26 protein-coding genes are annotated in these 24,706 nt (G+C 65.2%); 22 read left to right on the top strand and 4 right to left on the bottom strand.

What is annotated here, in order from left to right:
* Positions 1-20 precede the first annotated feature (20 nt).
* Entirely contained in the window at positions 21-1,604 is a 1,584-nt protein-coding gene (locus FB597_RS07050) for a CYTH and CHAD domain-containing protein (protein WP_255517098.1), read from the top strand.
* Positions 1,605-1,630: 26 nt separating this feature from the next.
* Here the strand turns inward: FB597_RS07050 and FB597_RS07045 are convergent, their stop codons facing one another.
* Together FB597_RS07045 and FB597_RS07040 are read right to left on the bottom strand one after the other, a co-directional pair.
* On the bottom strand, positions 1,631-2,500 hold the full coding sequence (locus tag FB597_RS07045) for an IclR family transcriptional regulator (protein WP_255517097.1): 870 nt from the start codon (positions 2,498-2,500) through the stop codon (positions 1,631-1,633).
* Positions 2,487-3,374, bottom strand: coding sequence for an IclR family transcriptional regulator (locus FB597_RS07040; RefSeq protein WP_144768835.1), 888 nt, complete (start codon positions 3,372-3,374; stop codon positions 2,487-2,489). Before FB597_RS07040 ends, FB597_RS07045 begins: the two co-directional genes overlap by 14 nt.
* A 728-nt stretch (positions 3,375-4,102) precedes the next feature.
* On the opposite strand from FB597_RS07040, the gene FB597_RS07035 reads away from it, so the two are divergent.
* The 18 genes from FB597_RS07035 to FB597_RS06950 all read left to right on the top strand — a co-directional run bounded on the left by FB597_RS07035 (position 4,103) and on the right by FB597_RS06950 (position 20,164).
* Positions 4,103-5,008 carry an SDR family NAD(P)-dependent oxidoreductase gene (locus tag FB597_RS07035; RefSeq protein WP_141914209.1) on the top strand — a complete coding sequence of 302 codons (906 nt, stop codon included), beginning with the start codon at positions 4,103-4,105 and terminating at the stop codon, positions 5,006-5,008.
* Between the two features lie 25 nt (positions 5,009-5,033).
* Positions 5,034-5,912 (top strand): MaoC/PaaZ C-terminal domain-containing protein, encoded by an 879-nt coding sequence (locus FB597_RS07030; RefSeq protein WP_144768833.1) that lies wholly within the window; start codon positions 5,034-5,036, stop codon positions 5,910-5,912.
* Positions 5,913-5,946: 34 nt separating this feature from the next.
* Entirely contained in the window at positions 5,947-6,726 is a 780-nt protein-coding gene (locus FB597_RS07025; RefSeq protein WP_141913796.1) for a citryl-CoA lyase, read from the top strand.
* 16 nt (positions 6,727-6,742) lie between these two features.
* Positions 6,743-7,534 (top strand): enoyl-CoA hydratase-related protein, encoded by a 792-nt coding sequence (locus FB597_RS07020; RefSeq protein ID WP_141913797.1) that lies wholly within the window; start codon positions 6,743-6,745, stop codon positions 7,532-7,534.
* Positions 7,535-7,663: 129 nt separating this feature from the next.
* The gene (locus tag FB597_RS07015) at positions 7,664-8,794 is read left to right on the top strand and encodes an ABC transporter substrate-binding protein (protein WP_141913798.1); all 1,131 of its coding nucleotides are present in this window, start codon (positions 7,664-7,666) and stop codon (positions 8,792-8,794) included.
* A 74-nt stretch (positions 8,795-8,868) separates the two neighbouring features.
* Entirely contained in the window at positions 8,869-9,741 is an 873-nt protein-coding gene (locus FB597_RS07010; protein ID WP_141913799.1) for a branched-chain amino acid ABC transporter permease, read from the top strand.
* Between the two features lie 7 nt (positions 9,742-9,748).
* Positions 9,749-10,645 carry a branched-chain amino acid ABC transporter permease gene (locus FB597_RS07005; protein ID WP_141913800.1) on the top strand — a complete coding sequence of 299 codons (897 nt, stop codon included), beginning with the start codon at positions 9,749-9,751 and terminating at the stop codon, positions 10,643-10,645.
* Positions 10,642-11,448: an ABC transporter ATP-binding protein gene (locus tag FB597_RS07000; RefSeq protein WP_141913801.1), complete on the top strand. Its 807-nt coding sequence runs from the start codon at positions 10,642-10,644 to the stop codon at positions 11,446-11,448. The genes FB597_RS07005 and FB597_RS07000 overlap by 4 nt, the downstream gene beginning before the upstream one ends.
* Positions 11,445-12,191, top strand: a complete 747-nt coding sequence (locus FB597_RS06995) for an ABC transporter ATP-binding protein (RefSeq protein ID WP_144768831.1) — start codon at positions 11,445-11,447, stop codon at positions 12,189-12,191. Before FB597_RS07000 ends, FB597_RS06995 begins: the two co-directional genes overlap by 4 nt.
* Before the next feature lies 1 nt (position 12,192).
* Positions 12,193-13,815: an AMP-binding protein gene (locus tag FB597_RS06990; protein ID WP_141913803.1), complete on the top strand. Its 1,623-nt coding sequence runs from the start codon at positions 12,193-12,195 to the stop codon at positions 13,813-13,815.
* 18 nt (positions 13,816-13,833) lie between these two features.
* Positions 13,834-14,325, top strand: coding sequence for a MaoC/PaaZ C-terminal domain-containing protein (locus tag FB597_RS06985; protein ID WP_144768829.1), 492 nt, complete (start codon positions 13,834-13,836; stop codon positions 14,323-14,325).
* Positions 14,322-15,062, top strand: coding sequence for an enoyl-CoA hydratase/isomerase family protein (locus FB597_RS06980; protein WP_144768827.1), 741 nt, complete (start codon positions 14,322-14,324; stop codon positions 15,060-15,062). Before FB597_RS06985 ends, FB597_RS06980 begins: the two co-directional genes overlap by 4 nt.
* Entirely contained in the window at positions 15,059-16,048 is a 990-nt protein-coding gene (locus FB597_RS06975) for an NAD(P)H-dependent flavin oxidoreductase (protein ID WP_370454649.1), read from the top strand. The genes FB597_RS06980 and FB597_RS06975 overlap by 4 nt, the downstream gene beginning before the upstream one ends.
* 323 nt (positions 16,049-16,371) lie before the next feature.
* Positions 16,372-17,136, top strand: a complete 765-nt coding sequence (locus FB597_RS06970) for a GntR family transcriptional regulator (protein ID WP_144768825.1) — start codon at positions 16,372-16,374, stop codon at positions 17,134-17,136.
* 41 nt (positions 17,137-17,177) lie between these two features.
* Complete coding sequence (locus FB597_RS06965) at positions 17,178-17,960, top strand: transporter substrate-binding domain-containing protein (RefSeq protein ID WP_144768823.1); 783 nt, start codon at positions 17,178-17,180, stop codon at positions 17,958-17,960.
* A 164-nt stretch (positions 17,961-18,124) separates the two neighbouring features.
* Positions 18,125-18,796, top strand: coding sequence for an amino acid ABC transporter permease (locus tag FB597_RS06960; RefSeq protein ID WP_141913808.1), 672 nt, complete (start codon positions 18,125-18,127; stop codon positions 18,794-18,796).
* On the top strand, positions 18,793-19,449 hold the full coding sequence (locus tag FB597_RS06955) for an amino acid ABC transporter permease (RefSeq protein ID WP_141913809.1): 657 nt from the start codon (positions 18,793-18,795) through the stop codon (positions 19,447-19,449). Before FB597_RS06960 ends, FB597_RS06955 begins: the two co-directional genes overlap by 4 nt.
* The gene (locus FB597_RS06950) at positions 19,430-20,164 is read left to right on the top strand and encodes an amino acid ABC transporter ATP-binding protein (protein WP_144768821.1); all 735 of its coding nucleotides are present in this window, start codon (positions 19,430-19,432) and stop codon (positions 20,162-20,164) included. Before FB597_RS06955 ends, FB597_RS06950 begins: the two co-directional genes overlap by 20 nt.
* A gap of 69 nt (positions 20,165-20,233) precedes the next feature.
* Here the strand turns inward: FB597_RS06950 and FB597_RS06945 are convergent, their stop codons facing one another.
* Positions 20,234-20,779, bottom strand: coding sequence for a hypothetical protein (locus tag FB597_RS06945; protein ID WP_144768819.1), 546 nt, complete (start codon positions 20,777-20,779; stop codon positions 20,234-20,236).
* 258 nt (positions 20,780-21,037) lie between these two features.
* On the opposite strand from FB597_RS06945, the gene FB597_RS06940 reads away from it, so the two are divergent.
* The 3 genes from FB597_RS06940 to puuE all read left to right on the top strand — a co-directional run bounded on the left by FB597_RS06940 (position 21,038) and on the right by puuE (position 24,345).
* Positions 21,038-22,096: an adenosine deaminase gene (locus tag FB597_RS06940; protein ID WP_144768817.1), complete on the top strand. Its 1,059-nt coding sequence runs from the start codon at positions 21,038-21,040 to the stop codon at positions 22,094-22,096.
* Positions 22,097-22,583: 487 nt separating this feature from the next.
* Entirely contained in the window at positions 22,584-23,333 is a 750-nt protein-coding gene (locus FB597_RS06935) for a GntR family transcriptional regulator (RefSeq protein WP_144768815.1), read from the top strand.
* Between the two features lie 79 nt (positions 23,334-23,412).
* The gene (puuE, locus tag FB597_RS06930) at positions 23,413-24,345 is read left to right on the top strand and encodes an allantoinase PuuE (RefSeq protein ID WP_144768813.1); all 933 of its coding nucleotides are present in this window, start codon (positions 23,413-23,415) and stop codon (positions 24,343-24,345) included.
* A 1-nt stretch (position 24,346) separates the two neighbouring features.
* Here puuE and FB597_RS06925 read toward each other — a convergent pair whose 3' ends face one another.
* The gene (locus tag FB597_RS06925) at positions 24,347-24,604 is read right to left on the bottom strand and encodes a hypothetical protein (protein WP_144768811.1); all 258 of its coding nucleotides are present in this window, start codon (positions 24,602-24,604) and stop codon (positions 24,347-24,349) included.
* Positions 24,605-24,706 lie beyond the last annotated feature (102 nt).

Raw genomic sequence — 24,706 nt, 5'->3', positions numbered from 1 at the left:
TGCCGTTTTAAAACGAAGGCATGCACACCGGCAATCCACCCTCATTAACTTCCTCCACCATGGAAACCGAACTGAAACTGCTGCTCGCCCCCGGGCACGTCAAGACACTGATCAGGCATCCGCTGCTGGCGCGCCATGCGCTGGCCGCGCCGCGCACCAAGGACCAGACCGGCGTGTACTTCGATACTCCCGGCAACGACTTGCGCCGTAACGATGCCGGCCTGCGCGTGCGGCGCACCGGCGGCGAATACATCCAGACCCTGAAAGCCGGCGGCGGCGTACAAGGAGGCCTGCACCAGCGCAACGAATGGGAATCGCAGGTCGCGGGCGAACAGCCCGACCTCGCGGCGCTGCGCGAAATGGTGCCGGCCGACGCCAAATGGGCCAAGCGGGTCTTTACGTCCGGGCTGGCCCAACAGATCCGCCCCATCTTCGCCACCCGGATCAAGCGCATGCTGTGGGACCTGAAGCTGCCCGACGGTTCCGAGGTGGAATTCGTGCTCGACCGCGGCACGGTCGAACATGGCGACCTGAAAACCCGGGTGTGCGAGATCGAACTCGAACTCAAGGCCGGCAGCCCGCTGGCGCTGTTCGATTTCGCGCTGCAACTGATGCAGGACATCCCGCTGCGCGTCGGCATCCAGAGCAAGGCCCAGCGCGGCTACGCGCTGTACCACCAGGCCGCCGGCGGCGCGCCCGCCAGCAACGCCACCAAGGCGGCCGCCTTGGCGCTGTCGAAGAAGATGAGCGTGGAGCAAGCCTTCAGCGCCATCGTCGGCAATTGCGTGGAGCAGATCCAGGCCAACGACATCGCCGATGGCGACGCCGGGGATGTGGAACGCCTGCACCAGATGCGGGTCGGCCTGCGCCGCCTGCGCTCGGCCTTCACGCTGTTTGGCGAAGTGATCGCGTTGCCGGATGCGCTGGCGGGCGAATTCGAATGGCTGTCCCGGCACATCGGCGCCGCGCGCGACTGGGACGTGCTGGCCGGCGCCACCCTGGCGTCGGTGCCGGCCGCAGACCTCGATGCGCCCGGCCTGGCTGCGGTGAAGAAAGCGGCGCACAAGCAGGCGCGGGCGATGCACCAGGCCGCGGTAGAAGTTGTGGCATCGCCCCGCTATACCGCGCTGGCGCTGCATTTGAGCCGCTGGATGCTGGCCGCGCAATGGCGCGAAGCGATGACCGGGGAACAACTGGCGGCGCTGGAACAACCGCTATCGCGCTTCGCGCGCCAGATGCTGCGCCATGACGAGAAGCGCATGAAAAAGCGCGGCAGCAAGATGGAGGACGATCCCCGTTCGCGCCACCGCGCCCGCATCGCGGCCAAGCGGATGCGCTACGACACCGAATTCTTCCAGGCGCTGTACCGGGAAAAGAACAGCAAGCCCTACCTCAAGGCGCTGTCGCGCCTGCAGGATCAACTGGGCCTGCTCAACGACATCTCGGTCGCCAACCGCCTGCTGGACGAACTGCAGGCAAGGCATCCGGCGCTGGCGGCCGGCATCGGCTATGCGCGCGGCTTCCTGGCCGCGCAGGTCAGCGACGGCGAAGAGAAGGTCCGGCGGCTGTGGAAGAAATGGAAAGCGCAGCAGCTGCCGCAATAAGCAAACATGAATGGCATGAGACGGCGTCAGAACAGGCTGCTGTCAATTGCGTCGAGTTCCAGCTGCAACAGGCGCGCAGTCTTCATCAGCGCCGGCGCCAGCTCATCGCGGATCATCAGCCGGTCGGGCAAGGGCCCCACGGCGCTGCAGTTCAGGCCCATCATCAGGGGCGGCGCGCCCAGCGCCAGCGGCACGCTGATGGCGAAGGTGTCGCGCTGGTATTCGCCGGCCGCCAGGCAATAGCCGTGGGTATCGAGGTCGCCGAAGGCGCGTTCCATCTTCGCCACCACCTGCGGGCCGTGTTCGCCGCTCTTCTTCCAGATCGAAAACAGCAGGCGCTGGCGCTGCTGCGGCGGTTGCGCCCATACATAGGCGCGGCCGATGGAACTGAGCGCCATCGGCACCGTCCGTCCCACGCCCAGGCGCAGGGTGGCGATCTTGCTGCTGTTGCAGTACTGGAGATAGACCATGTCGAGCTGGTCGGCCACGGCCAGCCCGACCGACATGTCGTAGCGGTCGGCAAAATCCTGCATGATGGGCCGCGCGATGTCGGGCACCGGACTGTTGGCCAGATATTTGTGGCCCAGCCGCAGGCCGCGCACGCCGATCTGCACGCGCACGCCGTCCGGGGCGCGGTCGAGGTAGCCCAACGCCACCAGGGTCGCGGTCAGGCGCGACACCGACGCTTTCGAATAGCCGGTACGGCGCACCAGCTCGGCATGCGTCAGCGGCTTGGCGCTGCCATGGAATACCTTGAGCAGCTGGAGCGCGCGCTCCAGCGTATGGGTGCCGGCCGAGGCTTGCGCGCCGGCCGCGGCATCGTCATGCACCACGTCGGGCAAGGAGGCGTCTTCGGCGCGCGCATTGTTCCGCCGCAATATCTCAAGCTTGCGCACGTTGCGCCTCCATTTCCTGCAACTGCCGCCGCATCGCCAGCAACTGCGGGCCGGCCTTCTGCTCCACCCGCGCCTTGGTCAGCGTGCGCGACTGCCCGGCGCACAGGAGCACCATCGGCAAGCGGTCGGCCAGTTTCAGCGGCGTGGCCACCACGGTGATGTCCGGCCCCCAGTCGCCGGTAGAGACGCAATACGATTTCTCGCCGATCTGGGTTTCGGCGTCGGTCAGCTTCTGGCGCACCGCCATCCATTCGTCGCGCTTATGGTAGGGCCGCATGTGGTCCAGCAGGTAGCCGCGTTCGTTCTCGTGCAGGCAAGCCAGCAATGCCCACCCCACCGGCGATGACGCCATCGGCATATGCTCGCCCACGCCCAGTCCGACGGTGGCGGTGTTGGATGCGCTGTGGCAGTTTTCAAAGAAGATCATGTCCAGGCCGTCGCGGCCGGCGAGCGCGACAAACACGCCATTGTCGTCGGCCAGCTTCTGCATCAGCGGACGCGCCTGCAGCACCACATCGGTATCGACCATGGCGGCGAAGCCGAGCGTGAGCACCGATACCGCCAAGCGGTATTTGCGGCGCTGCTCGCTGTAGGTCAGGTAGCCCAGCGCGGTGAGCGTCTGCGCCAGGCGCGAGACGGTAGCCTTGGGCAAGCCAGTGCGCAATGCGATGTCCTGGTTGGCCAGCCAGTCGGCCTCGCCGAGGAAGGCATCGAGCACGGCGAAGCCGCGTTCGATCGGCTTGATGGTGCCTGGCGCCGACGCATCGGCGCGCAACACGGCATTGCCATTGCGGTATTCAGGAGGATTGGGCGCGCGCAGCACGATGCGCACGTCCTTGACGCGCCGCGCCGGCTTGCGCACGGCCGCCTTCATGCGCGCCTTCCATGCCGCACGCTGCGCAATACAAACAAGATGGCGAAATTCACTGGGTCTCCTTGCCTTGCCGCGCATCTGCGTGTGGATGCGCATCTTTTTTGTGCCGGGCGCTGCCGCACGCGAACCTGCAAGCGTATTTTTCCGCGCTCTGCCGACACCATGCGGCCGCTGCCGCGGCAGGGTCAACCGATGAATATTTTATGTTCCGTACTTTGAAATTTTCAACACTGTTTTGAATGGCGAATATTCATTGCTGCGCCGCGCCAGCCACCGCGACAGTCAAGAAAAAGCCGCGAGAGGCCTGTAGATGGCCCGCCTTGCTTCAACTTTAACCACCCGCATCGGTTTATCCCGCAGCGCAAGATGCAACGGCCCAATACCCTGACCTGTCGCGCCATGTTTTGGAAGGGTCAAGCATATTCCGTTGTACGGAACACCGTCAAAACCCTGCTTGACACCCCCTCCCCGCTTCCAGACTATACGCACATCGCAGCACCGGAGGCGTCCATGACGACGCCGCACCACCTTCCGGAAAAACACCAAGAAACAACGCAAGAGAGACACGTTTTTCCCGCCCGGCAGCGGCGCGGGAAAAACGCAGGCGGCGCCCCACGCAGGCGCGCCGCCGCCACCAGCCAACCGAAACGAGAATGCGGGATCGTCCGCAGGGCGCAGCCTTGCCCATCGTTTCAAAACAGGGAAAGACAGCCATGAGCAATGCACGCATGTTGGAAGGCAAGGTAGTCATCGTCACCGGCTCGGGCGGCGGCATCGGGCGCGAGATCGCGCTGGCGATGGCGCGCCAGGGCGCCGCCGTGGTGGTCAATGACATCGGCGCCTCGCTTGCCGGCGAGGGCGCCAGCAACGGCCCGGCGCAGCAGGTCGCCGATGAGATCAAGGCCGCCGGCGGCCGCGCCGCCCCCAACACCGACAGCGTGGCCGATGCCGCCAGCGCCGAACGCATCGTCGAACAGGCGGTGCAAACCTTCGGCCGCATCGATTGCGTGGTGAACAATGCCGGCATCCTGCGCGATGCGCTGTTCCACAAGATGAGCGGCGACGAATGGGACGCCGTGCTCAAGGTGCACCTGTACGGCGCCTACCACGTCAGCCGCGCCGCCGCCGTGCATTTCCGCGAACAGCAGTCGGGCAGCCTGGTGCACATGACTTCCACCTCGGGGCTGATCGGCAACCTGGGCCAGGCCAACTACTCGGCCGCCAAGCTGGGCCTGACCGCGCTGTCCAAATCGATCGCGCTGGACATGCAGAAATTCAACGTGCGCTCGAACTGCATCGCGCCCTTCGCCTGGAGCCGCATGATCAGCTCGATCCCGGTCAAGAGCGAAGAGCAGCAGGCGCGCGTGGAAAAGATCAAGCAGATGACGCCGGACAAGATCGCACCGCTGGCGGCCTATCTCGCCAGCGATGCGGCGGCCGACGTCAACGGCCAGGTCTTCACGGTGCGCAACAACGAGATCTTCCTGATGAGCCAGCCGCGCCCGCTGCGCTCGATCCACCGCGCCGAAGGCTGGACGCCGCAGACGGTGGCCGAGCATGCGATGCCGGCGCTGAAGGCCAGCTTCATCCCGTTGGATCGCTCGGCCGATGTGTTCCAGTGGGACCCGGTGTAAGCGCGGCGGCAAGGAAAACACAGCCATGGCCATCGACTACCATAAGCTGAAGAACTGGAACTTCCCGGTGCTGCAGCACAGCTACGACGCAGACGACAGCATGCTGTACGCGCTGGGCATCGGCGTCGGCGCCGCGGCGACCTTGCCTGACGGCGAAGACGCGCTGCGCTTCGTCTATGAGAAGAACCTGCAGGCCATGCCCAGCATGGCGGTGATCCTGGCCCACCCCGGCCTGTGGATGGGCGCGCCGGAAGCCGGCGTCGACCTGTTGAAGGTCGTGCACGGGGAACAGCGCCTGCGCCTGCATCGCACGCTGCCATCGTCCGGCACGGTGACCGGCGTATCGCGCGTGAAAGCGATCGTCGACAAGGGCCGCGACAAAGGCGCCTTGCTGATCGTCGAGCGCGAACTGCGCGACCCGTCCGGCGAGTTGCTGGCCACCGTCGAGCAGACCAGCTTTTGCCGCGGCGACGGCGGCTTTGCCGCACAAGGCCAGCCCAGCGACGACACGCCGCCCGCCATGCCGGCCGTGCCCGGACGCGAACCCGACCTGGTGTGCGAATTGCCGACGCGCCCCGAAAGCGCGCTGGTATATCGCCTGTCGGCCGACCGCAATCCGCTGCATGCCGACCCGCAAACCGCGCGCCGCGCCGGCTTTCCCTCCCCCATCCTGCATGGGCTGGCGACATACGGCGTAGCCTGTCATGCGCTGGTGCGCAGTTGCTGCGGTTACGACGCCAGCCGCTTGCGCGCGCTGGCCACGCGCTTTTCGGCGCCGGTCTATCCCGGCGAAACCATCCGCACCGAAATCTGGCGCGACGGTACGCAATTGCAATTCCAGTCGCGCGCAGTCGAGCGCAACCAGGTCGTGCTGGCCAACGGCACGGCCGAAATCGCCGCCTGACACCACCTATACCGCAAGCACAACGGAGAAAGACATGACCGGCAAGACAGCAGACATCAGATCCGACATCGCCTACAGCACCCCAGACCGCATCGTGGTGCGCGGCAAGGATCTGCCCAACGAGATTCTCGGCAAGATGAACCTGGGCGATTTCGCCTACCTGCAACTGACCGGCAAGACCGCCACGCAGCAGCAGTCGCGCATGTTCAACGCCCTGCTGATCACGCTGGTCGAGCACGGCATCACTCCCAGCGCGATCGCCGCCCGCATGACTTACGCCGGCGCGCCCGAATCGCTGCAGGCGGCGGTGGCCGCCGGCCTGTGCGGGCTGGGCACGGTGTTCGTCGGCACCACCGAAGGCTCGGCCAAGATGCTGTACGAAGCCTTTGAAGGCGCCGGCGACCAGCCCGACCTGCAGGCGCTGGCCGAACAGACCGTGGCCGCTTTCCGCGCCCGCAAGCAGGCCATCCCCGGCCTGGGCCATCCGGTGCACAAGCCCATCGATCCGCGCACCCCGCGCCTGTTCCAGCTGGCCGAAGAAAACGACATGGCCGGCAAGTACGTCAAGCTGGTGCAACTGATCCAGGCCGAGGCCGAACGCGCCACCGGCAAGGTCTTGCCGATCAACGCCACCGGCGCGCTGGGCGCGATCTGCTGCGAGTTCGGCTTCCCCTGGCAGATCGTGCGCGGCTTCGGCGTGATGGCGCGCGCCATCGGCCTGGTGGGCCACATCCTGGAAGAATCGCAGTCGCCGATGTCCTACCGGTTGTGGCATGAGATCGAAGACCGCGCCAGCGCCCACCTGCGCGGCTGAAAACGGAGCCAGGAATATGGATCAGCCTCCCGTACTGTGCGAGTTCGCCGATGGCGTGGCGACCGTCACGCTGAACCGGCCGGACCGGCTCAACAGCCTCAACGATGCGATGCACGACGCCATCGCCGCTTTCCTCGACCGCGTCGAGCATGACCCGGCGCTGCGCGTGCTGGTCATCACCGGCGCCGGCCGCGCCTTTTGCGCCGGCCAGGACCAGGGCGACCGCAAGCCGCTGCCGGACGGCCAGAAGCGCGACATGGGCGCGGCGCTGGAGCGTTACTACAAGCCGCTGATGCTGCGCCTGCGCGCGCTGCCGGCGCCGGTGGTGTGCGCCATGAACGGGCTGGCAGTGGGCGTGGGCGCGACCCTGGCGCTGGCCTGCGACATCGTGATCGCCAAGCGCTCGGCCTACTTCCTGCAGGGTTTCACCAAATTGGGCCTGATGCCCGATGGCGGCGCCTCGCAGTTCCTGCCGCAGCGCATCGGCACGGCGCGCGCGATGGCGCTGTGCCTGCTCAACGACAAGCTGGAAGCCCAGCAAGCCGCCGACTGGGGCCTGATCTGGCGCTGCGTGCCGGACGATGAATTCGACGCCGCCAGCCGCGCGCTGGTGGCGCAACTGGCGCAATCGGCCACGCGCGCGCTGGCCCTGACCAAGCACGCCATTTATGCCGCCCAGAGCAACACCCTGGCGCAGCAACTTGACCTGGAAACGGCATCGCAGCGCCTGCTCGGCGATACCGACGATTACCAGGAAGGCGCGGCCGCATTCCGCGAAAAACGCAGTGCCGTATTCAAAGGGCGGTAGACCGAAGGCAGCAGCGCAGCAGCAAGCACAGGGCAATTGGCCGGCGCACAATCGCCTGGCCGAACATGAAGAAAAAGACGGCCGCCGCGGGAACGGCGCCGACCATAACAGGAAACGAAGGAGATGATGATGACCAAGTTCAGCAAGGCAATCCAAGCGGGCGTCCTGGCCTGCGCACTGGCGGCGTCGGCCGCCTCCCATGCCGCCGACGTGACCATCGGCGCGCTGTTCCCGATGAGCGGCCCGAACGCCTCTTACGGCGACATCTTCGGCTCCGGCGCCAACCTGGCGGCCGAGCACATCAACGCCGACAATCTGCTGGGCGGCAAGCTGTCGATCCAGTACGAGGACAGCCAGGCGCTGCCGCAACAAGGCGTCATCGGCATGAACAAGCTGGTCAACGTGCAGAAGGTGCCGTACGTGCTGTCGGCGTTCACCGGCGTCTCCAAGGCGATCTCCACCATCGCCACCCGCACCAGGACGGTGGCGGTCAATGGCGGCGGCGTCGGCCCCGACCTGGCGGAACTGGGCCCCTACTTCTGGAACATCATCCCGCTGGCCAACTATGAAGTGCGCGCCATCATTCCTTACCTGGTCAACGAGCGCAAGATGAAGAACTTCGTGCTGGTCTATATCGACGACCCGCTCGGGCAAGCCATCCGCAAGGAAATGGAAAGCGCGCTGCCGGCCGCCGGCGGCAAGCTGGCCGAGGCGCTGTCGGTCCCCGCCACGGCGCAGCAATTCGGCGGCATCGCCGCGCGCGTGCGCGCGGCCAACCCGGACGTGATCTACATCGCCTCCTACGGCTCGCAACAGTCGCAGATCGTCAAGCAGTTCCGCGACAACGGCATCAAGCAGCAGCTGGCCAGCTATACCGCCTTCTCGATCCCCGAGATCAATGCCCAGCCCGAGGCCGCCGGTTCGCTCTATACCTCGCAGAACATCGACTGGAATTCGCAGGACCCGGTGACCAAGCGCTTCGTCGACGACTACAAGAAGAAGTACAACAAGATGCCGACCGCCTACATCGCCAACTACTACAACGCGGTGCGCATGTTCGGCCTGCTGGCGCAGCAGCTGGTCAAGAAGGGCCAGCCGATCACCGGCGAGAACCTGTTGAAGCAGCGCATCGAGACCAAGACCTTCGACCTGGTCGGCGGCAAGGTGAGCTTCGCCGAAAACGGCACCGTGACCATGCCGATGCAAATCAACGAGATCGACGGCAAGGGCGGCAAGGTGGTCAGCGCCGCGGCCAGGTGAGCGGGGCCATTCCGCTTCGGATGCAATGATGCCGCCGGCCCGCGCATGCGGGACGGCGGCGCAAGGACAAAGACATGCTGCTGCTACAGCTATTGATCAACGGGGTGCAGGTAGGCGCGCTGTATGCGCTGATCGCGGTCGGCTTTTCGCTGATCTTCGGCTCCACCCGCATCTTCCATTTCGCGCACGGCTCGACCTTCACCATCGCCGCCTACGTGTTCTACGACCTGCTGGCGATCATGCAGCTGCACTGGACGGTCGCGGTGCTGGGCGCCTGCGCGGCGGCGATCCTGTTCGGCCTGGCGCTGAACCGCTTCGTCTACGTGCCGATCCAGAAACATGAAGGCTCCTTCTTCACCGTCTTCGTCGCCTCCTTCGGGGTGGGCATCGTGGTGCAGAACCTGTGCGGAATGCTGTTCGGGCGCAGCTTCGTGTCGGTCAATACGCCGCTCTCGCGCAGCGTCGAAATGCTGCCCGGCCTGTTCGTCTCGCCGCTGGCCGGCATCGCCATCGTCATCGCGCTGGTGTTTTTCTTTGCGCTGCAACTGTTCCTGATGCGCACCCATACCGGCATGGCCATGCGCGCGCTGTCGGAAAATCCCGAGCTGGTACGCGCCTACGGCCTGTCGCCGCGGCGCCTGTCGATGACGGTGTTCGCGCTGGGCTCGTTGCTGGTGGTGCCGGCAGCGCTGCTGTCGGCGGCCGGCTCCGGGCTGAACCCGGCCATCGGCCACCACGTCATGCTCATCAGCCTGGCCGCCACCATCGTCGGCGGCGTCGGCAGCCTGCGCGGCGCGGCCTGCGCCGGCCTGCTGCTGGGGCTGGCCGAAAACCTGGCGCTGGCCTGGTTCGAGCCGCAGTGGAGCGAAGCCATTACCTTCATCGTGCTGTTCCTGTTCATCCTGTTCCGCCCTTCCGGTTTCTTCGGCCGGGCCACTGCCAGCTGAGGTTGCCATGCTTGCCTATATCCTTAATCTCGCCACCCTCATGTGCATCAACGCGGTGCTGGCGATCACCCTCAATTTCATCATGGGTTACGCCGGGATCTTCTCGATCGCGCATGCCATCTTCTTCGGTGTAGGCGCCTACAGCGCGGCGTATTTCGCGCTGAATGTGAGCGCTTCCATCTTCCTGGTGATCCCGGTGGCGATGGCGGTGGCCGGGCTGCTGTCGCTGGTGCTGGCATTGCCGGCGCTGCGCGTGCGCGGCGAATACTTCGTGGCCGCTTCGCTGGGCCTGCAGGTGCTGGGCGTGACGGTGTTTTCCGAATGGAAGTCGGTCACCGGCGGCCTGGGCGGCATGATCGGCATCCCGCCAGCCGACATCTTCGGCCATGCCGTGGTCGACCCGGTGCAGTTCCTGCTGCTGGCGGTGTGCTGCCTGATCCCGGTGCTGCTGGTCACCAGCGTGCTGCTGCGGTCCTCCTTCGGCCGCAACCTCAAGGCCATCCGCGACAGCGAATCGGCGGCGCACGCCTTCGGCAAGAACGTGGCCGTCATCAAGACCATGTCGGTGGTGATCTCGGCCATGCTGGCGGCGGTGGCCGGCGCGCTGTACGCGTTCTACATGGGCTTCATCAACGTCGAGAGCTTCATGCTGGACACTTCCGTGCTGCTGATGGCGATGGTCATCATCGGCGGCACCGGAACGCTGCTCGGGCCGATCGTGGGCACCGTGCTGCTGATGCTGCTGCCGGGCGTGTTCAGCTATATGTCCTTCCTGCCGCAGACCGAGATCGGCTCGATCCAGCAGATCGCCTACGGGCTGGCGATGGTGCTGCTGATGATCTACCGGCCGGGCGGCATCGTCGGCTCCGGCAAACCGCGCGCTACCAAGGAGCAAGCCGCATGAACGCCATCATCGAACACGACCGCGGCGCGCTGCAGGCCGCCGGCCAGAATCCGGGCGGGGAAGTGCTGCTGTCGATCCGCAACCTGAACAAGAGCTTCGGCGGGCTGAAGGTCACCAACGATGTCTCGCTGGATTTGCGCGCCGGCATCGTGACCACGCTGGTCGGCCCCAACGGCGCCGGCAAGACCACGCTGTTCAACCAGATCACCGGCCACCTGGTGCCGGAATCGGGCGACATCCTGTGGCGCGGCCAGTCGGTGCTCGGCAAGAAGCATTTCCAGATCAGCCGCATGGGCATCGCCCGCACCTTCCAGGACCTGCGCCTGTTCAACCATATGACGGTGGAAGAAAACGTGCTGACCGTGATGGAGCCGACTTCCTGGATCTGGCAGCCGGGCGGGCGCGCCGCGCGCAACCGGCGGCGCGAGAAGGTGCAGGCCATCCTCAAGCGCACCGGCCTGGCGGCCAAGGCGCACACGCGCGCCATCGACCTGGCCTATGCCGAGCGCAAGTTTCTCAGCATGGCGCGCATCATGGCCGCCGAGGCCAACATCTGGCTGCTCGACGAACCGGCCTCGGGCCTGGATCGCAGTTCCTACGAACTGTTCCTCGACCTGCTGCGCACCGAGGTGAAGAAGGGCGTGACGGTGTGCATCATCGAACACAACCTCGACATCGTGGTCGGCATTTCAGACCGCATCGCCTTCCTCGACCAGGGCAAGCTGCTGGCCGACGGCCTGCCCGATGTGGTGCTCAAGGATCCGCACCTGGCGGCCATTTATTTCGGAGACCAGAACACATGAGCGCGCAACCCAATAACGAACCGCAGCCGCTGGTGCTGGAAACGCGCGGCCTGGTCGTCGGCTATGGCGGCCGCCCGGTGCTGCGCGATTTCGACTTCGGCTTGCGTCCGGCCGAGGTACTGTGCCTGATCGGCCATAACGGCGCCGGCAAATCGACGCTGCTCAAGACCCTGTTCGGCCTGGTGCAGCGCCAGGCAGGCCAGATCCTGCTGGACGGCCGGACGCTGGAAACCGTGGAGCCGCGCCGCCTGACCGCCGCCGGCATCTCGCTGGTGCCGGAAGGCCGCGGCATCTTCCCCGGCCTGACGGTGGCCGAGACCATGAAGATGGGCCTGTGGTCGGCCGGCGTCCCCGCGGGCGAACGCGCGGCGCGGCTGGATTGGGTGATGTCGGTGCTGCCGGCCTTGAAGCAGTTCTACGAGCGCCGCGCCGGCAACCTCTCCGGCGGCCAGCAGCAGATGGTGTCGATCGGGCGCGCATTGCTCTCGCGCCCGCGCTGCCTGCTGATGGACGAACCTTCCATCGGCCTGGCGCCCAAGCTGTTCCAGGATCTGCTGCAGCCGATCCGGGAACTGCAACGCACGAAAGAAGGCGGCGGCATGGCCATCCTGCTGGTGGAGCAGAACGTGAAAGAAGCCCTGAAGATCTCGGACCGCGTGGTGGTGATGAAGTCCGGCGCCATCATCCGAGAGGCGCTGCCCGAGGAACTCAACGACAACGCGAAACTGATGGAGCTGTACTGACATGCCCGCTACCGACCTTCTCCTCACCATGCCCGCGCTGCTGGCGCGCAATGTCGCCGAACGCGGCGATGCGGTCGCCTTCATCGATGGCGAGCGCCACATCACCTACCGCGAATTCGACCGCATGGCCGGGCGCACCGCGGCCTGGCTGCAGCAGCAGGGCATCGGCCCCGGCGACCGCGTGGCGGTCTGGCTGGTCAACCGCATGGAATGGCTGGCGATGTACTTCGGCCTGGCCAGGATCGGCGCGGCCATGATGACGGTCAACACGCGCTACCGTTCGCACGAGCTGGCCTACATCCTGGAGCGTTCGCAAGCCTGCATGCTGGTGCTGCAGCTGAACTTCCGCAAGATCGACTTTCCCGCTGTGCTGCGCGACGTGCCGGCCGAATCGGCCCGCACCGTGAAGAAGGTGGTCGTGGTCGACGCCGCCGGCGCCGCCGATGGCGCCATACCGTCCGAAGTACTGGGCAAACCCACCGTCGCCTTCGATCTGGCCGGGCTGCCGCACGCCGATGTGCCGGACGTCTCCTCGCCCGACGCCCACAGCATCCTGTTCACCACCTCGGGCACCACCTCCGGCCCCAAGCTGGTGTTGCATCCGCAGCGCACGGTGACCCTCCACAGCCAGCGCGTGGCCCCGGCCTACGGCTTCACGGAAGAAGGCGTGCGCCTGCTGGCGGCGCTGCCGTTTGCCGGCGTGTTCGGTTTCAACGCGACGATGGCGGCGTTTGCCGCGGGCAAACCCATCGTGGTGATGGATACCTTCGACGGTCCCGGCGCGGCGCGGCTGATCAGGCAGCACCATGCCACGCATGTGTTCGGCAGCGACGAGATGTTCCGCCGCATCATCGAGAACGGCGAAGGCGAGCGGCCCTTCCCCAGCGCGCGCGTGTTCGGTTTCGCCTGCTTCCATCCCGGCATCGTCGAATATACGCAAGCGGCCTGGGCGCGCGGCATTCCGATGATCGGCCTGTACGGCTCCTCCGAAGTGCAGGCGCTGTTCTCGCTGCAGCAGCGCGCGCTGCCCCTGGAGGAACGCATCAAGGGCGGCGGCATGCCGGCCAGCCACGGCCTCGGCGCCGAGGTGCGCATCCGCGATATCGACAGCGGCGAACTGCTGCCGGTCGGCCGCAGCGGCGCCATCGAGATCCGCAGCGACACCAATTTCATCGGCTACCTCAACAACCCGGAAGCCACTGCCAAGGCCATCGATGGCGAGGGCTTCTTCCGTACCGGCGACGTCGGCTACCTGCGCGAGGATGGCAGCTTCGTCTACCAGACCCGCCAGGGCGACGCCATGCGCCTGGGCGGCTACCTGGTCAGCCCGGTGGAAATCGAGGATGTGATCAAGACCGTGCCCGGCGTGGCCGATGTGCAGGTGGTGGCGGTCGACATCGCCAACCAGGCGCGGCCGGTGGCCTTCGTCATCGCCGCGCCCGGCAGCCGGCCGGCGGAGCAAGAGATGGTGCGCGCCGCGGCGGCCGCGCTGGCCGCCTTCAAGGTGCCGGCGCGCATCTGGCTGGTCGACGAATTCCCCACCACGCAGAGTTCCAACGGCACCAAGATCCAGCGCGTGAAACTGCGCGACATGGCGCTGCAACAACTGGCCCAGACAGCCTGACCCTTTTCGGAGCAAACGATGAGTTCGTATTACCTGGAAGACTTCAAGCCCGGCCAGATCTTCACCAGCAGCGGGCGCACCATCACCGAGGCCGACCTGACCATGTTCTCGATGATCTCGGGCGACTGGAACCCGATCCACGCCGACGCCGAATTCGCCCGCGGCACGCGTTACGGCCAGCGCCTGGTGCACGGCACGCTGGGCATTGCGATCTGTACCGGGATGCTGCACCAGATCGGCATCTTCGAGCAATCGGTGATCGCCATGCTGGGCCTGCGCGAGTGGAATTTCAAGCAGCCCATCGTGGTCGGCGACACGGTGCATCTGGAACTGGAGATCCTTTCGGTCGAACCCGGCAAGAGCGGCCGCAGCGGCAAGCTGGGGCGACGCTTCCGCCTGCGCAACCAGCGCGGCGAAGTGGCGCAGGAAGGCGACAGCGACGTGCTGGTGCTCACCCATGAAGGCGCGCGCCAGCAGCAGGAACAATCCTCGCAGGCGGCACAGCCATGAGCGCCCAGGTCCTGCGCGAGGATCGCGACGGCCTTTGCACGCTGACGCTGAACCGTCCGGAAAAGATGAATGCGCTCACCGTGCAGATGTTCCTCGAACTGCACGAACACGTGGCGGCGCTGGAGCAGCAGACCGACACCATCGGCGCAGTGCTGCTGCGCGGCGCCGGCCGCTGCTTCTCGGCCGGCAACGATCTGCGCGACCTCGCCGCCGGCCAGCCGTTGCCGCGGCCGCATTTGCAGGCGCACACCATCGATCGCCTGGCACGCCTGCCGCAACCGGTGATCGTGGCCGTGCATGGCCACTGCTACACCGGTGCGCTGGAGCTGGCGCTGGCGGGCGACCTGATCGCCGCCGCGCAGTCGGCCAGGTTCGCCGACACCCATGCCAAGTGGGCCCTGACGCCGCTGTGGGGCATGAGCCAGCGCCTGCCGCGCCGGGTCGGCGAAGCTCGCGCGAAAGAGATGATGCTGCTGGGCCGCACCTATTCCGGCGCCCAGGCGGCCGCGCTCGGCCTGGCCAATTTCTGCTTCGCCGATGAGGAGTTCGACGCCGATGTCGACGCATTGGCGCGCGAACTGCTGGCCGGTTCCTGGTTCTCGCATCGCGCCAACAAGCGCCTGCTGCTGGAAACCGATGGCCTGCCGCTGCAAGCCGGGCTGGCGCATGAAGTGTTCCGCAACGCCGGCAAAGGGCCGGACATGCAGGAGCGCATCGCCGCTTTCGGCAAGAAATGACTTTTCCCTATCGCGCCATGACTGAACTGCTGCTCCCTTCGCCCGCCGCCCTGCCGGGCCGCCTGCGCCTGCCCGTGATCGGTTCGCCGATGTTCCTGGTGTCCAATCCGGCGCTGGTGATCGCCCAATGCTGCGCCGGCGTGGTCGGCTCCTTCCCGGCGCTCAACGCCCGGCCGCAGGAAGCGCTGGAGACCTGGCTGACCGACATCGCCGAAGGGCTCGCCGCCTACCGGCGCCAGTACCCGCAGGCGCTGGTGGCGCCTTATGCGGTCAACCTGATCGTGCACCAGTCCAACCCGCGCCTGGAAGACGACCTCGCCACCTGCGTGCGCCATCGCGTGCCGATCGTGATCACCTCCCTGCGTGCGCCCGACCGGGTGGTGGAACAGGTGCACGCCTATGGCGGCATCGTGCTGCACGATGTCACCACGCTGCGCCATGCGAAGAAGGCGATCGGCGCCGGCGTGGATGGCCTGATCCTGGTCTGCGCCGGCGCCGGCGGCCATGCCGGCGCCTTGAGCCCGTTCGCGCTGGCCTCCGAAGTGCGCGCCATCTTCGACGGCCTGCTGGTGCTGGCCGGCGCCATCGGCCACGGCCAGGGCATCCTGGCGGCGCAGGCCCTGGGCTGCGACCTGGCCTATATGGGCACGCGTTTCATCGCCTCGGAAGAATCCTCGGCCGCGCCGCTGCACAAGCAGATGATCGTCGACGGCACTGCCGATGACATTTTGTATACGCCGCATTTCTCCGGGGTTCCCGGCAATTACCTCAAGCCCAGCATCCGCGCCGCCGGGCTCGATCCGGACCACCTGGACAAGGAAGACAAGCAAGCGATGGATTTCGGCAAGCCCAGGCGCTGGAAGGACATCTGGGGCAGCGGCCAGGGCATCGGCGCCATCTCGGCCATCCTGCCGGCGGCGCAGATCGTCGAGCAACTCCATGAAGAATACCGGCTGGCGGGCAGGCGGCTGGGCATTCCAGGCTGAACCGGGCCGTTCTTCCCGCGACGGGAAAGCCGGCTTTCATTGCCTCCTCGCCCCATCTTCCGTCCCTGAAGCACCGCACAAAGACGGTGCATGCCATCGCGGCGGGCGCGCACCAGAAGGCACCAGAAGGCGCCACGTGCCCATATCCCAGGCATTGCCGATCTGCATTGCCGCCTTTCCCCTCTGCAATTTTTGTGCGACCGCACATGCATGACTGTCCGAAAACCCTTGTCACGCAAGGCTTTCGCTGCCAATAATCGTCGCGCAGTTTTGTATTCCAATCTTGTATATCAGTGTGGCACGCAACTTGCTGATGAGTGGACATGGGCACAAATCCTTCCGTCAAGTCTTCTTCCCAGATCGCGATCCGCATCACCGAAGCGATCCTGGCCAAGCAGCTTGCGCCGGGCACCCGCCTGGGCGAGCAGCAGTTGGCCGACCTGTTCGGCGTGTCGCGCACCCTGGTGCGCGAGGCGCTGATGCGGCTGATGGCGCGCGGCATCGTCACGGTCAGCGCGCGGCGCGGCTGGTTCGTGATCGAGCCGACGCCGGAAGAAGCGCGCGAAGCCTTCGAGGCGCGCCGCGTGATCGAGCTCGGCCTGTTGCGCCAGGCACGCCTGCGGCCGATCCAGCAGGCCGCGGTGGAGCAGCTGCGCGAGCACATCGCGCGTGAAGAGGCGGCCATCGCCGGCGCCGACGTCGGTGCGCGCAGCTACCTGCTGGGCGACTTCCACGTCTGCCTGTGCGAATGCCTGGGCAACTCGCTGTTGTCGGAAACGCTGCGCGACCTGACCGCGCGCACCACCCTGACGGCCATGCTGCACCAGTCGTCGGAGCAGGCGGAGGATTCATGTGCGGAACATGTGCTGATCGTCGAGGCGCTGGAACGCGGCGATCTGGAACAAGCGGAACAACTGATGCAGGTCCACCTGCAGCATGTTGAATCCGGGCTGAACCAGGTGCGCAGCAGCGATCCGCTGGAACCGCTGCGGCAGGCGCTGGCGCCGGTGTCGCACGAAGGGGCCGTGAAGACGGCAGCCGTCACCGACATCATGTCTCAACGTCATCCATCCAAAAGGCCGCAGTGAGAGGGCCGCTCATCAACGTCGTCAAGTAAAGGGAAACTGCCATGAAATTATCCAAACTCCTGATCGGCCTGATGGCCGGCGCCATGATGTTCTCCGCCAGCGCCGCGCGCGCCGACGCGCTGGACGATATCCAGAAGAACGGCACGCTGCGCGTGGCCGTGCCGGCGGACTTCCCGCCGTTCGGCTCGGTCGATGCCGACCTCAAGCCGCAGGGTTTCGACATCGACGTGGCCAACCTGATCGCCAAGAAAATGGGCGTGAAGGTCGAGCTGATTCCGGTGTCCAGCGCCAACCGCATTCCTTACCTGACTACCAGGAAGGTGGAGCTGGTGATCTCCAGCATGGGCAAGAACCCCGAACGTGAAAAGGTGATCGATTTCACCTCCGCCTACGCGCCGTTCTTCAACGGCGTGTTCGGCCCGGCCGACCTGCCGGTCAAGAGCGCGGCCGACCTGGCCGGCAAGACCGTGGCGGTGACCCGCGGCTCGGTGGAAGACCTGGAACTGACCAAGATCATCCCGGCCAATGCCACCGTCAAGCGCTACGAGGACAACAACAGCACCATCAGCTCCTTCCTCTCGGGCCAGGTGCAACTGGTGGCGACCGGCAACGTGGTGGCCGCGGCCATCATCGCCAAGAACCCGCCCAAGAAGCCTGAAACCAAGTTCCTGATCAAGGATTCGCCGTGCTTCATCGGCCTGAACAAGGGCGAGAAGAAGCTGCAGGACAAGGTCGACGCCATCCTGGCCGAAGCCAAGAAGGATGGCAGCCTGAACGCCATCTCGCAGAAGTGGCTGGGCCTGCCGCTGCCGGCTGGCCTGTAACTTGCTGGGTTGAGTTAAAGCAATAACGCATCGCCGGCGCGATTTCGCCTGGCGCCGGCGATGCGGGCAACAGCAGCAATGGGGGCAGGCGGACCACCAGGGCGCCGCGACGGCAACATCGCGCGGCAATCCCAGCAACACTGAGGCAGGGCAAACACGACATCATGGCCTATCAATTCGATTTCCTATCAACCTTCGACTACGGCGACGTCATCGTCAAAGGCGTGCTGACGACGATCGAACTGATCGCCATCGGCGGCGTGCTGGGCATCGCGGTCGGCATCTTCGGCGCCTGGGCGCGCACGCAAGGGCCGGCATGGCTCAAGCCCATCGTCAGCGGCTATGTCGAGATCATCCGCAATACGCCCTTCCTGGTGCAGCTGTTCTTCATTTTCTTCGGCCTGCCTTCGCTCAATATCCACATCAGCGAAATCCAGGCCGCCATCCTGGCGATGGTGATCAACCTCGGCGCCTACAGCACCGAGATCATCCGCGCCGGCGTGCAGGCCGTTTCCCGCGGGCAGATCGAGGCGGCGGCCTCGCTGTCGATGTCGCGCATGCAGATTTTCCGCTACATCATCCTGCGCCCGGCGCTGCAAAAGATCTGGCCGGCACTGTCTTCGCAGGTGGTGATCGTGATGCTGGGTTCGGCCGTGTGCTCGCAGATCGCGGTGGAAGAACTGTCGTTCGCCGCCAACTTCATCCAGGGCCGCAACTTCCGCGCCTTCGAGGCCTACATCGTGGCCACCCTGATCTACCTGGTGCTGGCGATCCTGCTGCGCCAGCTGTTGCGCCTGATCGGCCAATACTTCATCACCGCCCGGAGGAACGCATGATCTCTTTCACCACCTGGGACATCGTCCGCAACCTGATGCTGGCGTGGCGCTGGACCATCGTCCTGTCGCTGGTCACCTTCGTGCTGGGCGGCACGCTGGGCCTGATCATCCTGTTCATGCGCACCTCGCGCCAGAACTGGCTGCGCCAGATCGCCCGCCTGTATATCGAACTGTTCCAGGGCACGCCGCTGCTGATGCAACTGTTCCTGGTGTTCTTCGGGATCGCCCTGTTCGGCGTGGAAGTGCCGGCCTGGCTGGCGGCCGGCCTGGCGCTGACCTTCTGGAGCGCGTCCTACCTGGCCGAGATCTGGCGCGGCTGCGTGGAAGCGATTCCCAAGGGCCAGTGGGAGGCGTCGTCGGTGCTGGCCATGAACTACTTCCAGCAGATGCGCCACATCGTGCTGCCGCAGGCCTTGCGCATCGCCATCGCGCCCACCGTGGGCTTCGGCGTGCAGATCATCAAATCGACCGCGGTGACTTCCATCATCGGCTTCATCGAATTGTCCAAGGCCGGCTCGGTGATCACCAATGCCACCTTCCGCCCCTTCACGGTGTTTGCCATCGTGGGCCTCTTCTACTTCGTGCTTTGCTGGCCGCTGTCCAAGTACAGCCAGTCTTTAGAAAGGAAATACAATGCCGCTCATCGCCATTGACAACGTCAAGAAACGCTTCGGCGACAACGAGGTCCTCAAAGGCATCAGCCTGGACGTGGAACCCGGCGAGGTGATCGCCATCATCGGCAAGAGCGGCTCGGGCAAGTCCACCCTCCTGCGCTGCATCAACGGCCTGGAAACCATCGACGAGGGCAACATCAGCGTGGCCGGCGCCAAGCTGGGCGCTTCCGAACTGGAGTTGCGCAACCTGCGCCTGAAGGTCGGCATGATCTTCCAGCAGTTCAACCTGTTCCCGCACCTCTCGGTGGGCCGCAACGTGATGATCGCGCCGATGATCGTCAAGGGCACCTCGGAAGCCGAAGCCATGGTCACGGCCAAGGCCAACCTGGAAAAGGTCGGCCTCGGCCACAAGTTCGACGAGTTCCCGGACATGCTCTCCGGCGGCCAGCAGCAGCGCGTGGCGATCGCCCGCGCGCTGTCGATGGAGCCGCAGGCGCTGCTGTGCGACGAGATCACCTCGGCGCTGGATCCGGAACTGGTCAACGAAGTGCTGGCCGTGGTGCGCAGCCTGGCCAAGGAAGGCATGACCCTGCTGATGGTGACGCACGAGATGCGCTTCGCGCGCGAGGTGTGCGACCGCGTGGTCTTCATGCACCAGGGCAAGGTGCATGAGGTCGGTCCGCCGGAAGAGCTGTTCACCCGTCCGCAGACGCCGGAACTGCAGCAGTTCATCGGCATGACCCAGGGCGCCTGATCCCGCATCGGCGCATGAAAAAGCCGGGAGCGTTTTGCGCGCTTCCGGCTTTTTTTACGTTCGCTGCGTTCAGCGATCCAGCTGGCACACCTTGCGGTCGTTTTCGTAGAATACCACCGGCCCGGTGGTGTAGCGTTCCTTGGGAATGGCCAGCATCAGATAGTCCTTGATGCGGTAGGAAGCGCCGGAGGCCGGCATGCGATATAGGTAATTGACCCGCAACGCGCCGTCGCGCAGCGTGACCGACAGCGGCGTGAACACATGCGGGCGCTCGGCGGCATCGGGGGCTTGCATGGTGCGGGCCACCAGCAGGTATTGCTTGGTGTCGAAATGCGCGCCCGAGGGGCCGGCCGGCCGCTTGTCCCCCATCACCGGCGCCGGCGCCATCCATTGGTCCCACTCGGCGCGGCTGCGGATCAGCGCGCAGAAAACCGGCTGCCGGCTGTCGTCCCAATTCTTGAGGAAGCCCTGGTAGGAACCGCTCATGATGGTCTTGAACGGCACCACCGTCGGATCTTCCTTCGCCGCCCACGGCATCCAGGCGCAACCGGACATGCCGGCCAGCACCGTTGTACACACCAGCAATTGCAACGAACCCTGAATCGTCTTGCGCATGCATTTCCCCCCATGAAGGTTTGCATTTAAACATGCTTTGCCGCCAGCCAAGCGTTTTCATCGAATTTTTACATCGCTTTCACATTCGATATCGGCCCACCCTGGCGACTTGCTGTTCAGAGCATGCGGCTGCGATAAGGTTCAGTCCCGGCCGTGGCCGGGTAGGCCCGGTATGGGATTTGCGTGATAATGTCAGATTCGGGAGCGGATATCCTTGGCGCTCCCATCGTTCTCGCCATTCTTAAAGGGTAGTCAGCCATGAACTCAGCAGTCACTTCTCCATCCGCGTCGGGCAAGGCGCTTGCAGCCTTTATCGCCGGCATGCCGAAAACCGAACTGCACCTGCACATCGAAGGCACGCTGGAACCCGAGCTGATGTTCGCGCTGGCCCAGCGCAACCAGGTCGCGCTGCCTTACGCCTCGGTCGAAGACCTGCGCGCGGCCTATGACTTCAGCGACCTGCAATCCTTCCTCGACCTGTATTACGCCGGCGCCGACGTCCTGCGCACCGAGCAGGACTTCTACGACATGACCGCCGCCTACATCGCGCGCGCGCAAGCCGACAACGTGCGCCATGCCGAGATCTTCTTCGATCCGCAGACCCATACCGAACGCGGCATCCCGATCGCCACCGTATTCGCCGGCATTGCCGCGGCGCTGCGCGATGCGCGCCGCCGCGACGGCTTCGGCAGCGCCATGATCATGTCCTTCCTGCGCCACCTCTCGGAAGAAGACGCCTTCGCCACGCTGGAAGCGGCGTTGCCGCTGCGCGACCAGTACCAGGACCTGTGGAGCGGCATCGGACTGGATTCTTCCGAGCGCGGCAACCCGCCGGAAAAGTTCGCGCGCGTCTACGCGCGCTGCCGCGAACTGGGTTTTCGCCTGGTGGCCCACGCCGGCGAGGAAGGCCCGGCGGCCTATGTGACCGGTGCGCTCGATGTGCTGAAGGTGGAACGCATCGACCACGGCGTGCGCAGCGAGGAAGACCCGGCGCTGATGAAGCGCCTGGCGCAAGAGCGCATCCCGCTGACGGTATGCCCGTTGTCCAACCTCAAGCTGTGCGTGGTGAAGGACATGGCCGAGCACAACCTGGCGCGCCTGCTGGATGCCGGCCTGGCCGTCACGGTCAATTCGGACGACCCGGCCTATTTCGGCGGCTACATGACCGCCAACTACCAGGCCGTGGCCGGCGCGCTCGACTTGAGCCGCGAACAGGTCCTGCAACTGGCGCGCAACGGCATCGAAGCCTGCTTCCTGCCCGAGGAAGACAAGGCCGTGCTGCTGCAGGAACTGGAGCAGTACGCCGCCGTCAACTAGGATTTTTGCCTTCCCGCCCGGCCGCCGCGCCGGGCGCACTCCCATTCCCAAGCCCCCTCCCGCACGGTCGCCAAGCGGCCCGTGCACATCAAGCACGCTTCTTGCATCATGGAAGTCCTGAGCCGGATTGGCGAATGGATTGTCTGGAACCGCAATCCGAAAACGACCACATCGGCCAGAAATATTGCCGGGAATCAGTATGTAGATTGGCGACAATCCTTTGCGCCGCAAAGGCCGTACGCAAGCCTGGGCTGTTGAGGCAAGCGGTATTTGGCTTGTTGCGGCCGACCTCAAGGAAACGGAGATTTTGCGCTGCGCCGCAGCATCAACGGCTGGCCCAGGATGAACCAAAGAAAAGCGGATGGCGCTCTTTTTGGTGCAAAATAGCTCCGTTTTGTTGCAAATATTTTCCGTGATTGTCGACGATCTGCGCCAAGACATGCCCGGCATCCGCAGGAACAGGATCTTCATCGAAAGCATGAGCATCATGAACAAAGCCAGCAAATCCGGCCGCGCAGCGGCCACCGTCCAGACCCGCGCCGCCGTCTCCACGCGCGACCGCGAATCGTCCATGGCCGTCGAGGAACGCATGTACCAGGACATCTACGACGCCATCATGGAACACCGCCTGCCGCCGCGGACCAAGCTGACCGAGCAGACGCTCTGCCAGATCTACGATACGGCGCGCCACACCGTGCGCAAGGTGCTCTCGCGCCTGGCCACCGAAGGCATGGTGGATCTTGAGGCCAACCGCGGCGCCTTCATCGCCAGCCCCTCGCATGCCGAGGTGCGCGACATGTTCGAACTGCGCAATATCCTCGAACACGCCGTGCTGGAAAAAGTCGGGCGCGAAGCCGGCGCCCGCCAGATCGCCGGATTGCGGCGCATGGTGGAGGAAGAGCGCGAGTCTTACCTGACCGGCGACCGGCCGCGCTGGATCCGCCTGTCGGCGCAGTTCCACCTGGCGCTAGCCGAACTGACCGGCAATGCGCTGCTGGTGGACACCTTGCGCAAGCTGGTTTCGCGCACCACGCTGATGATCGCCAAGACCGAAGCGCCGGGCCACAACGCCTGCTCCTTCGACGAACACGAAACCGTGCTGGAAGCGCTGGAGAGCGGCGACGTCGAAGCCGCCCAGGAACATATGGCACATCACTTGCATTTGTGCGAGGATCGGGTGCGCCCCGACGCGGACGACCAGTTCGACCTGCGCGCCGTGCTCGGCAAGGGACTGTAGGTTTCCCCTGCGGCCGGGCGCCGGGCAGCTCCACTGTCCGCAAGGCCGCGCGATTTTCACCGCAACCTGATTGAACAACATGTCTTTGCAAGCAAACTACCCCCGCGACCTGGCCGGCTACGGCCGCAACCCGCCGCATGCGCAATGGCCCGGCCAGGCGCGCGTGGCCCTGCAGTTCGTGCTGAATTACGAAGAAGGCGGCGAGAACTGCGTGCTGCACGGCGACCCCGCCTCCGAACAGTTCCTCTCCGAAATCGTCGGCGCCGCCGCCTATCCGGCGCGCCACATGTCGATGGAATCGATCTACGAATACGGCTCGCGCGCGGGCGTATGGCGCATCCTGCGCGAGTTCGAGAAACGCGGCCTGCCGCTGACGGTATTCGGCGTGGCCATGGCCTTGCAGCGCTGCCCGGACGTGACCCAAGCCTTCATCGAACTCGGCCACGAAATCGCCTGCCACGGCCTGCGCTGGATCCACTACCAGAGCATCGACATCGACACCGAACGCGCCCACATGCGCGAGGCGGTGAAGATCTTCCGCGAACTGACCGGCGCCGCTCCGCAAGGCTGGTACACCGGCCGCGACTCGCCCAACACCCGCCAGTTGGTGGTCGAACACGGCGGCTTCGCCTACGACTCCGACTACTACGGCGACGACCTGCCGTTCTGGACCCAGGTCCAGACCAGCGACGGCAACGCGCAAGCGCACCTGGTAGTGCCGTACACGCTGGACTCCAACGACATGCGCTTCGCCACCCCGCAAGGCTTCAACACCGGCGAGCACTTCTACCAGTACCTGAAAGACAGCTTCGATGTGCTATACGAAGAAGGCGAGGAATCGCCCAAGATGCTGTCGATCGGCATGCACTGCCGCCTGCTGGGACGCCCGGGCCGCTTCCGCGCGCTGCAGCGTTTCCTGGACTACGTGCAATCGCATGAGCACGTATGGATCTGCCGGCGCATCGATATTGCGGAGCATTGGAAGAAGGTGCATCCGTATCAGGCGGGTTGATTCACGCTGATTCAAGCAGAAATAAAAACGCCGGCAGATGCCGGCGTTTTTTCCTTGATGCACAACGAATGACACTGAATCCTGACTTCGTCAGGATGACGCAGAAAGCAAGATAGCGAGCCACAACACCGAAGCCGCAGGCGAGCAGCAAGCACCGCGATGCCGAAGGCGAGCCGGACCAGAAGTCCGCATCTAACCAGCCGGCGGAGCGGGCAAAAAAATGGATCAGCAAGGCAGTCGGAGCGAAGCGACTCTGCATTGCCCATTTTTTTGCCCGCTCCGCCGGGGCCCCCGAAGGGGCTGGGTAGTTGCGGTCGCCTTCTTTTGCTTACTTTTCTTGGCGAGACAAGAAAAGTGAGCG

The sequence above is a fragment of the Herbaspirillum sp. SJZ099 genome (assembly GCF_007828355.1).
GTDB lineage: Bacteria > Pseudomonadota > Gammaproteobacteria > Burkholderiales > Burkholderiaceae_D > Herbaspirillum.
This window is presented reverse-complemented; position numbering and strand designations above follow the sequence as displayed.

Coding starts and splice junctions, on each gene's coding strand:
- FB597_RS07005 (WP_141913800.1), top strand. CDS start 9,749: ATGCTTGCCTATATCCTTAATCTCGCCACCCTCATGTGCATCAACGCG.
- FB597_RS06985 (WP_144768829.1), top strand. CDS start 13,834: ATGAGTTCGTATTACCTGGAAGACTTCAAGCCCGGCCAGATCTTCACC.
- FB597_RS07040 (WP_144768835.1), bottom strand. CDS start 3,374: ATGAAGGCGGCCGTGCGCAAGCCGGCGCGGCGCGTCAAGGACGTGCGC.
- FB597_RS07000 (WP_141913801.1), top strand. CDS start 10,642: ATGAACGCCATCATCGAACACGACCGCGGCGCGCTGCAGGCCGCCGGC.
- FB597_RS06995 (WP_144768831.1), top strand. CDS start 11,445: ATGAGCGCGCAACCCAATAACGAACCGCAGCCGCTGGTGCTGGAAACG.
- FB597_RS07020 (WP_141913797.1), top strand. CDS start 6,743: ATGGATCAGCCTCCCGTACTGTGCGAGTTCGCCGATGGCGTGGCGACC.
- FB597_RS07025 (WP_141913796.1), top strand. CDS start 5,947: ATGACCGGCAAGACAGCAGACATCAGATCCGACATCGCCTACAGCACC.
- FB597_RS06935 (WP_144768815.1), top strand. CDS start 22,584: ATGAACAAAGCCAGCAAATCCGGCCGCGCAGCGGCCACCGTCCAGACC.
- FB597_RS06940 (WP_144768817.1), top strand. CDS start 21,038: ATGAACTCAGCAGTCACTTCTCCATCCGCGTCGGGCAAGGCGCTTGCA.
- FB597_RS06965 (WP_144768823.1), top strand. CDS start 17,178: ATGAAATTATCCAAACTCCTGATCGGCCTGATGGCCGGCGCCATGATG.
- FB597_RS07030 (WP_144768833.1), top strand. CDS start 5,034: ATGGCCATCGACTACCATAAGCTGAAGAACTGGAACTTCCCGGTGCTG.
- FB597_RS06970 (WP_144768825.1), top strand. CDS start 16,372: ATGGGCACAAATCCTTCCGTCAAGTCTTCTTCCCAGATCGCGATCCGC.
- FB597_RS07015 (WP_141913798.1), top strand. CDS start 7,664: ATGACCAAGTTCAGCAAGGCAATCCAAGCGGGCGTCCTGGCCTGCGCA.
- FB597_RS06955 (WP_141913809.1), top strand. CDS start 18,793: ATGATCTCTTTCACCACCTGGGACATCGTCCGCAACCTGATGCTGGCG.
- FB597_RS06980 (WP_144768827.1), top strand. CDS start 14,322: ATGAGCGCCCAGGTCCTGCGCGAGGATCGCGACGGCCTTTGCACGCTG.
- FB597_RS07035 (WP_141914209.1), top strand. CDS start 4,103: ATGTTGGAAGGCAAGGTAGTCATCGTCACCGGCTCGGGCGGCGGCATC.
- FB597_RS06975 (WP_370454649.1), top strand. CDS start 15,059: ATGACTTTTCCCTATCGCGCCATGACTGAACTGCTGCTCCCTTCGCCC.
- puuE (WP_144768813.1), top strand. CDS start 23,413: ATGTCTTTGCAAGCAAACTACCCCCGCGACCTGGCCGGCTACGGCCGC.
- FB597_RS06990 (WP_141913803.1), top strand. CDS start 12,193: ATGCCCGCTACCGACCTTCTCCTCACCATGCCCGCGCTGCTGGCGCGC.
- FB597_RS06950 (WP_144768821.1), top strand. CDS start 19,430: ATGCCGCTCATCGCCATTGACAACGTCAAGAAACGCTTCGGCGACAAC.
- FB597_RS07050 (WP_255517098.1), top strand. CDS start 21: ATGCACACCGGCAATCCACCCTCATTAACTTCCTCCACCATGGAAACC.
- FB597_RS06925 (WP_144768811.1), bottom strand. CDS start 24,604: ATGCAGAGTCGCTTCGCTCCGACTGCCTTGCTGATCCATTTTTTTGCC.
- FB597_RS06945 (WP_144768819.1), bottom strand. CDS start 20,779: ATGCGCAAGACGATTCAGGGTTCGTTGCAATTGCTGGTGTGTACAACG.
- FB597_RS06960 (WP_141913808.1), top strand. CDS start 18,125: ATGGCCTATCAATTCGATTTCCTATCAACCTTCGACTACGGCGACGTC.
- FB597_RS07010 (WP_141913799.1), top strand. CDS start 8,869: ATGCTGCTGCTACAGCTATTGATCAACGGGGTGCAGGTAGGCGCGCTG.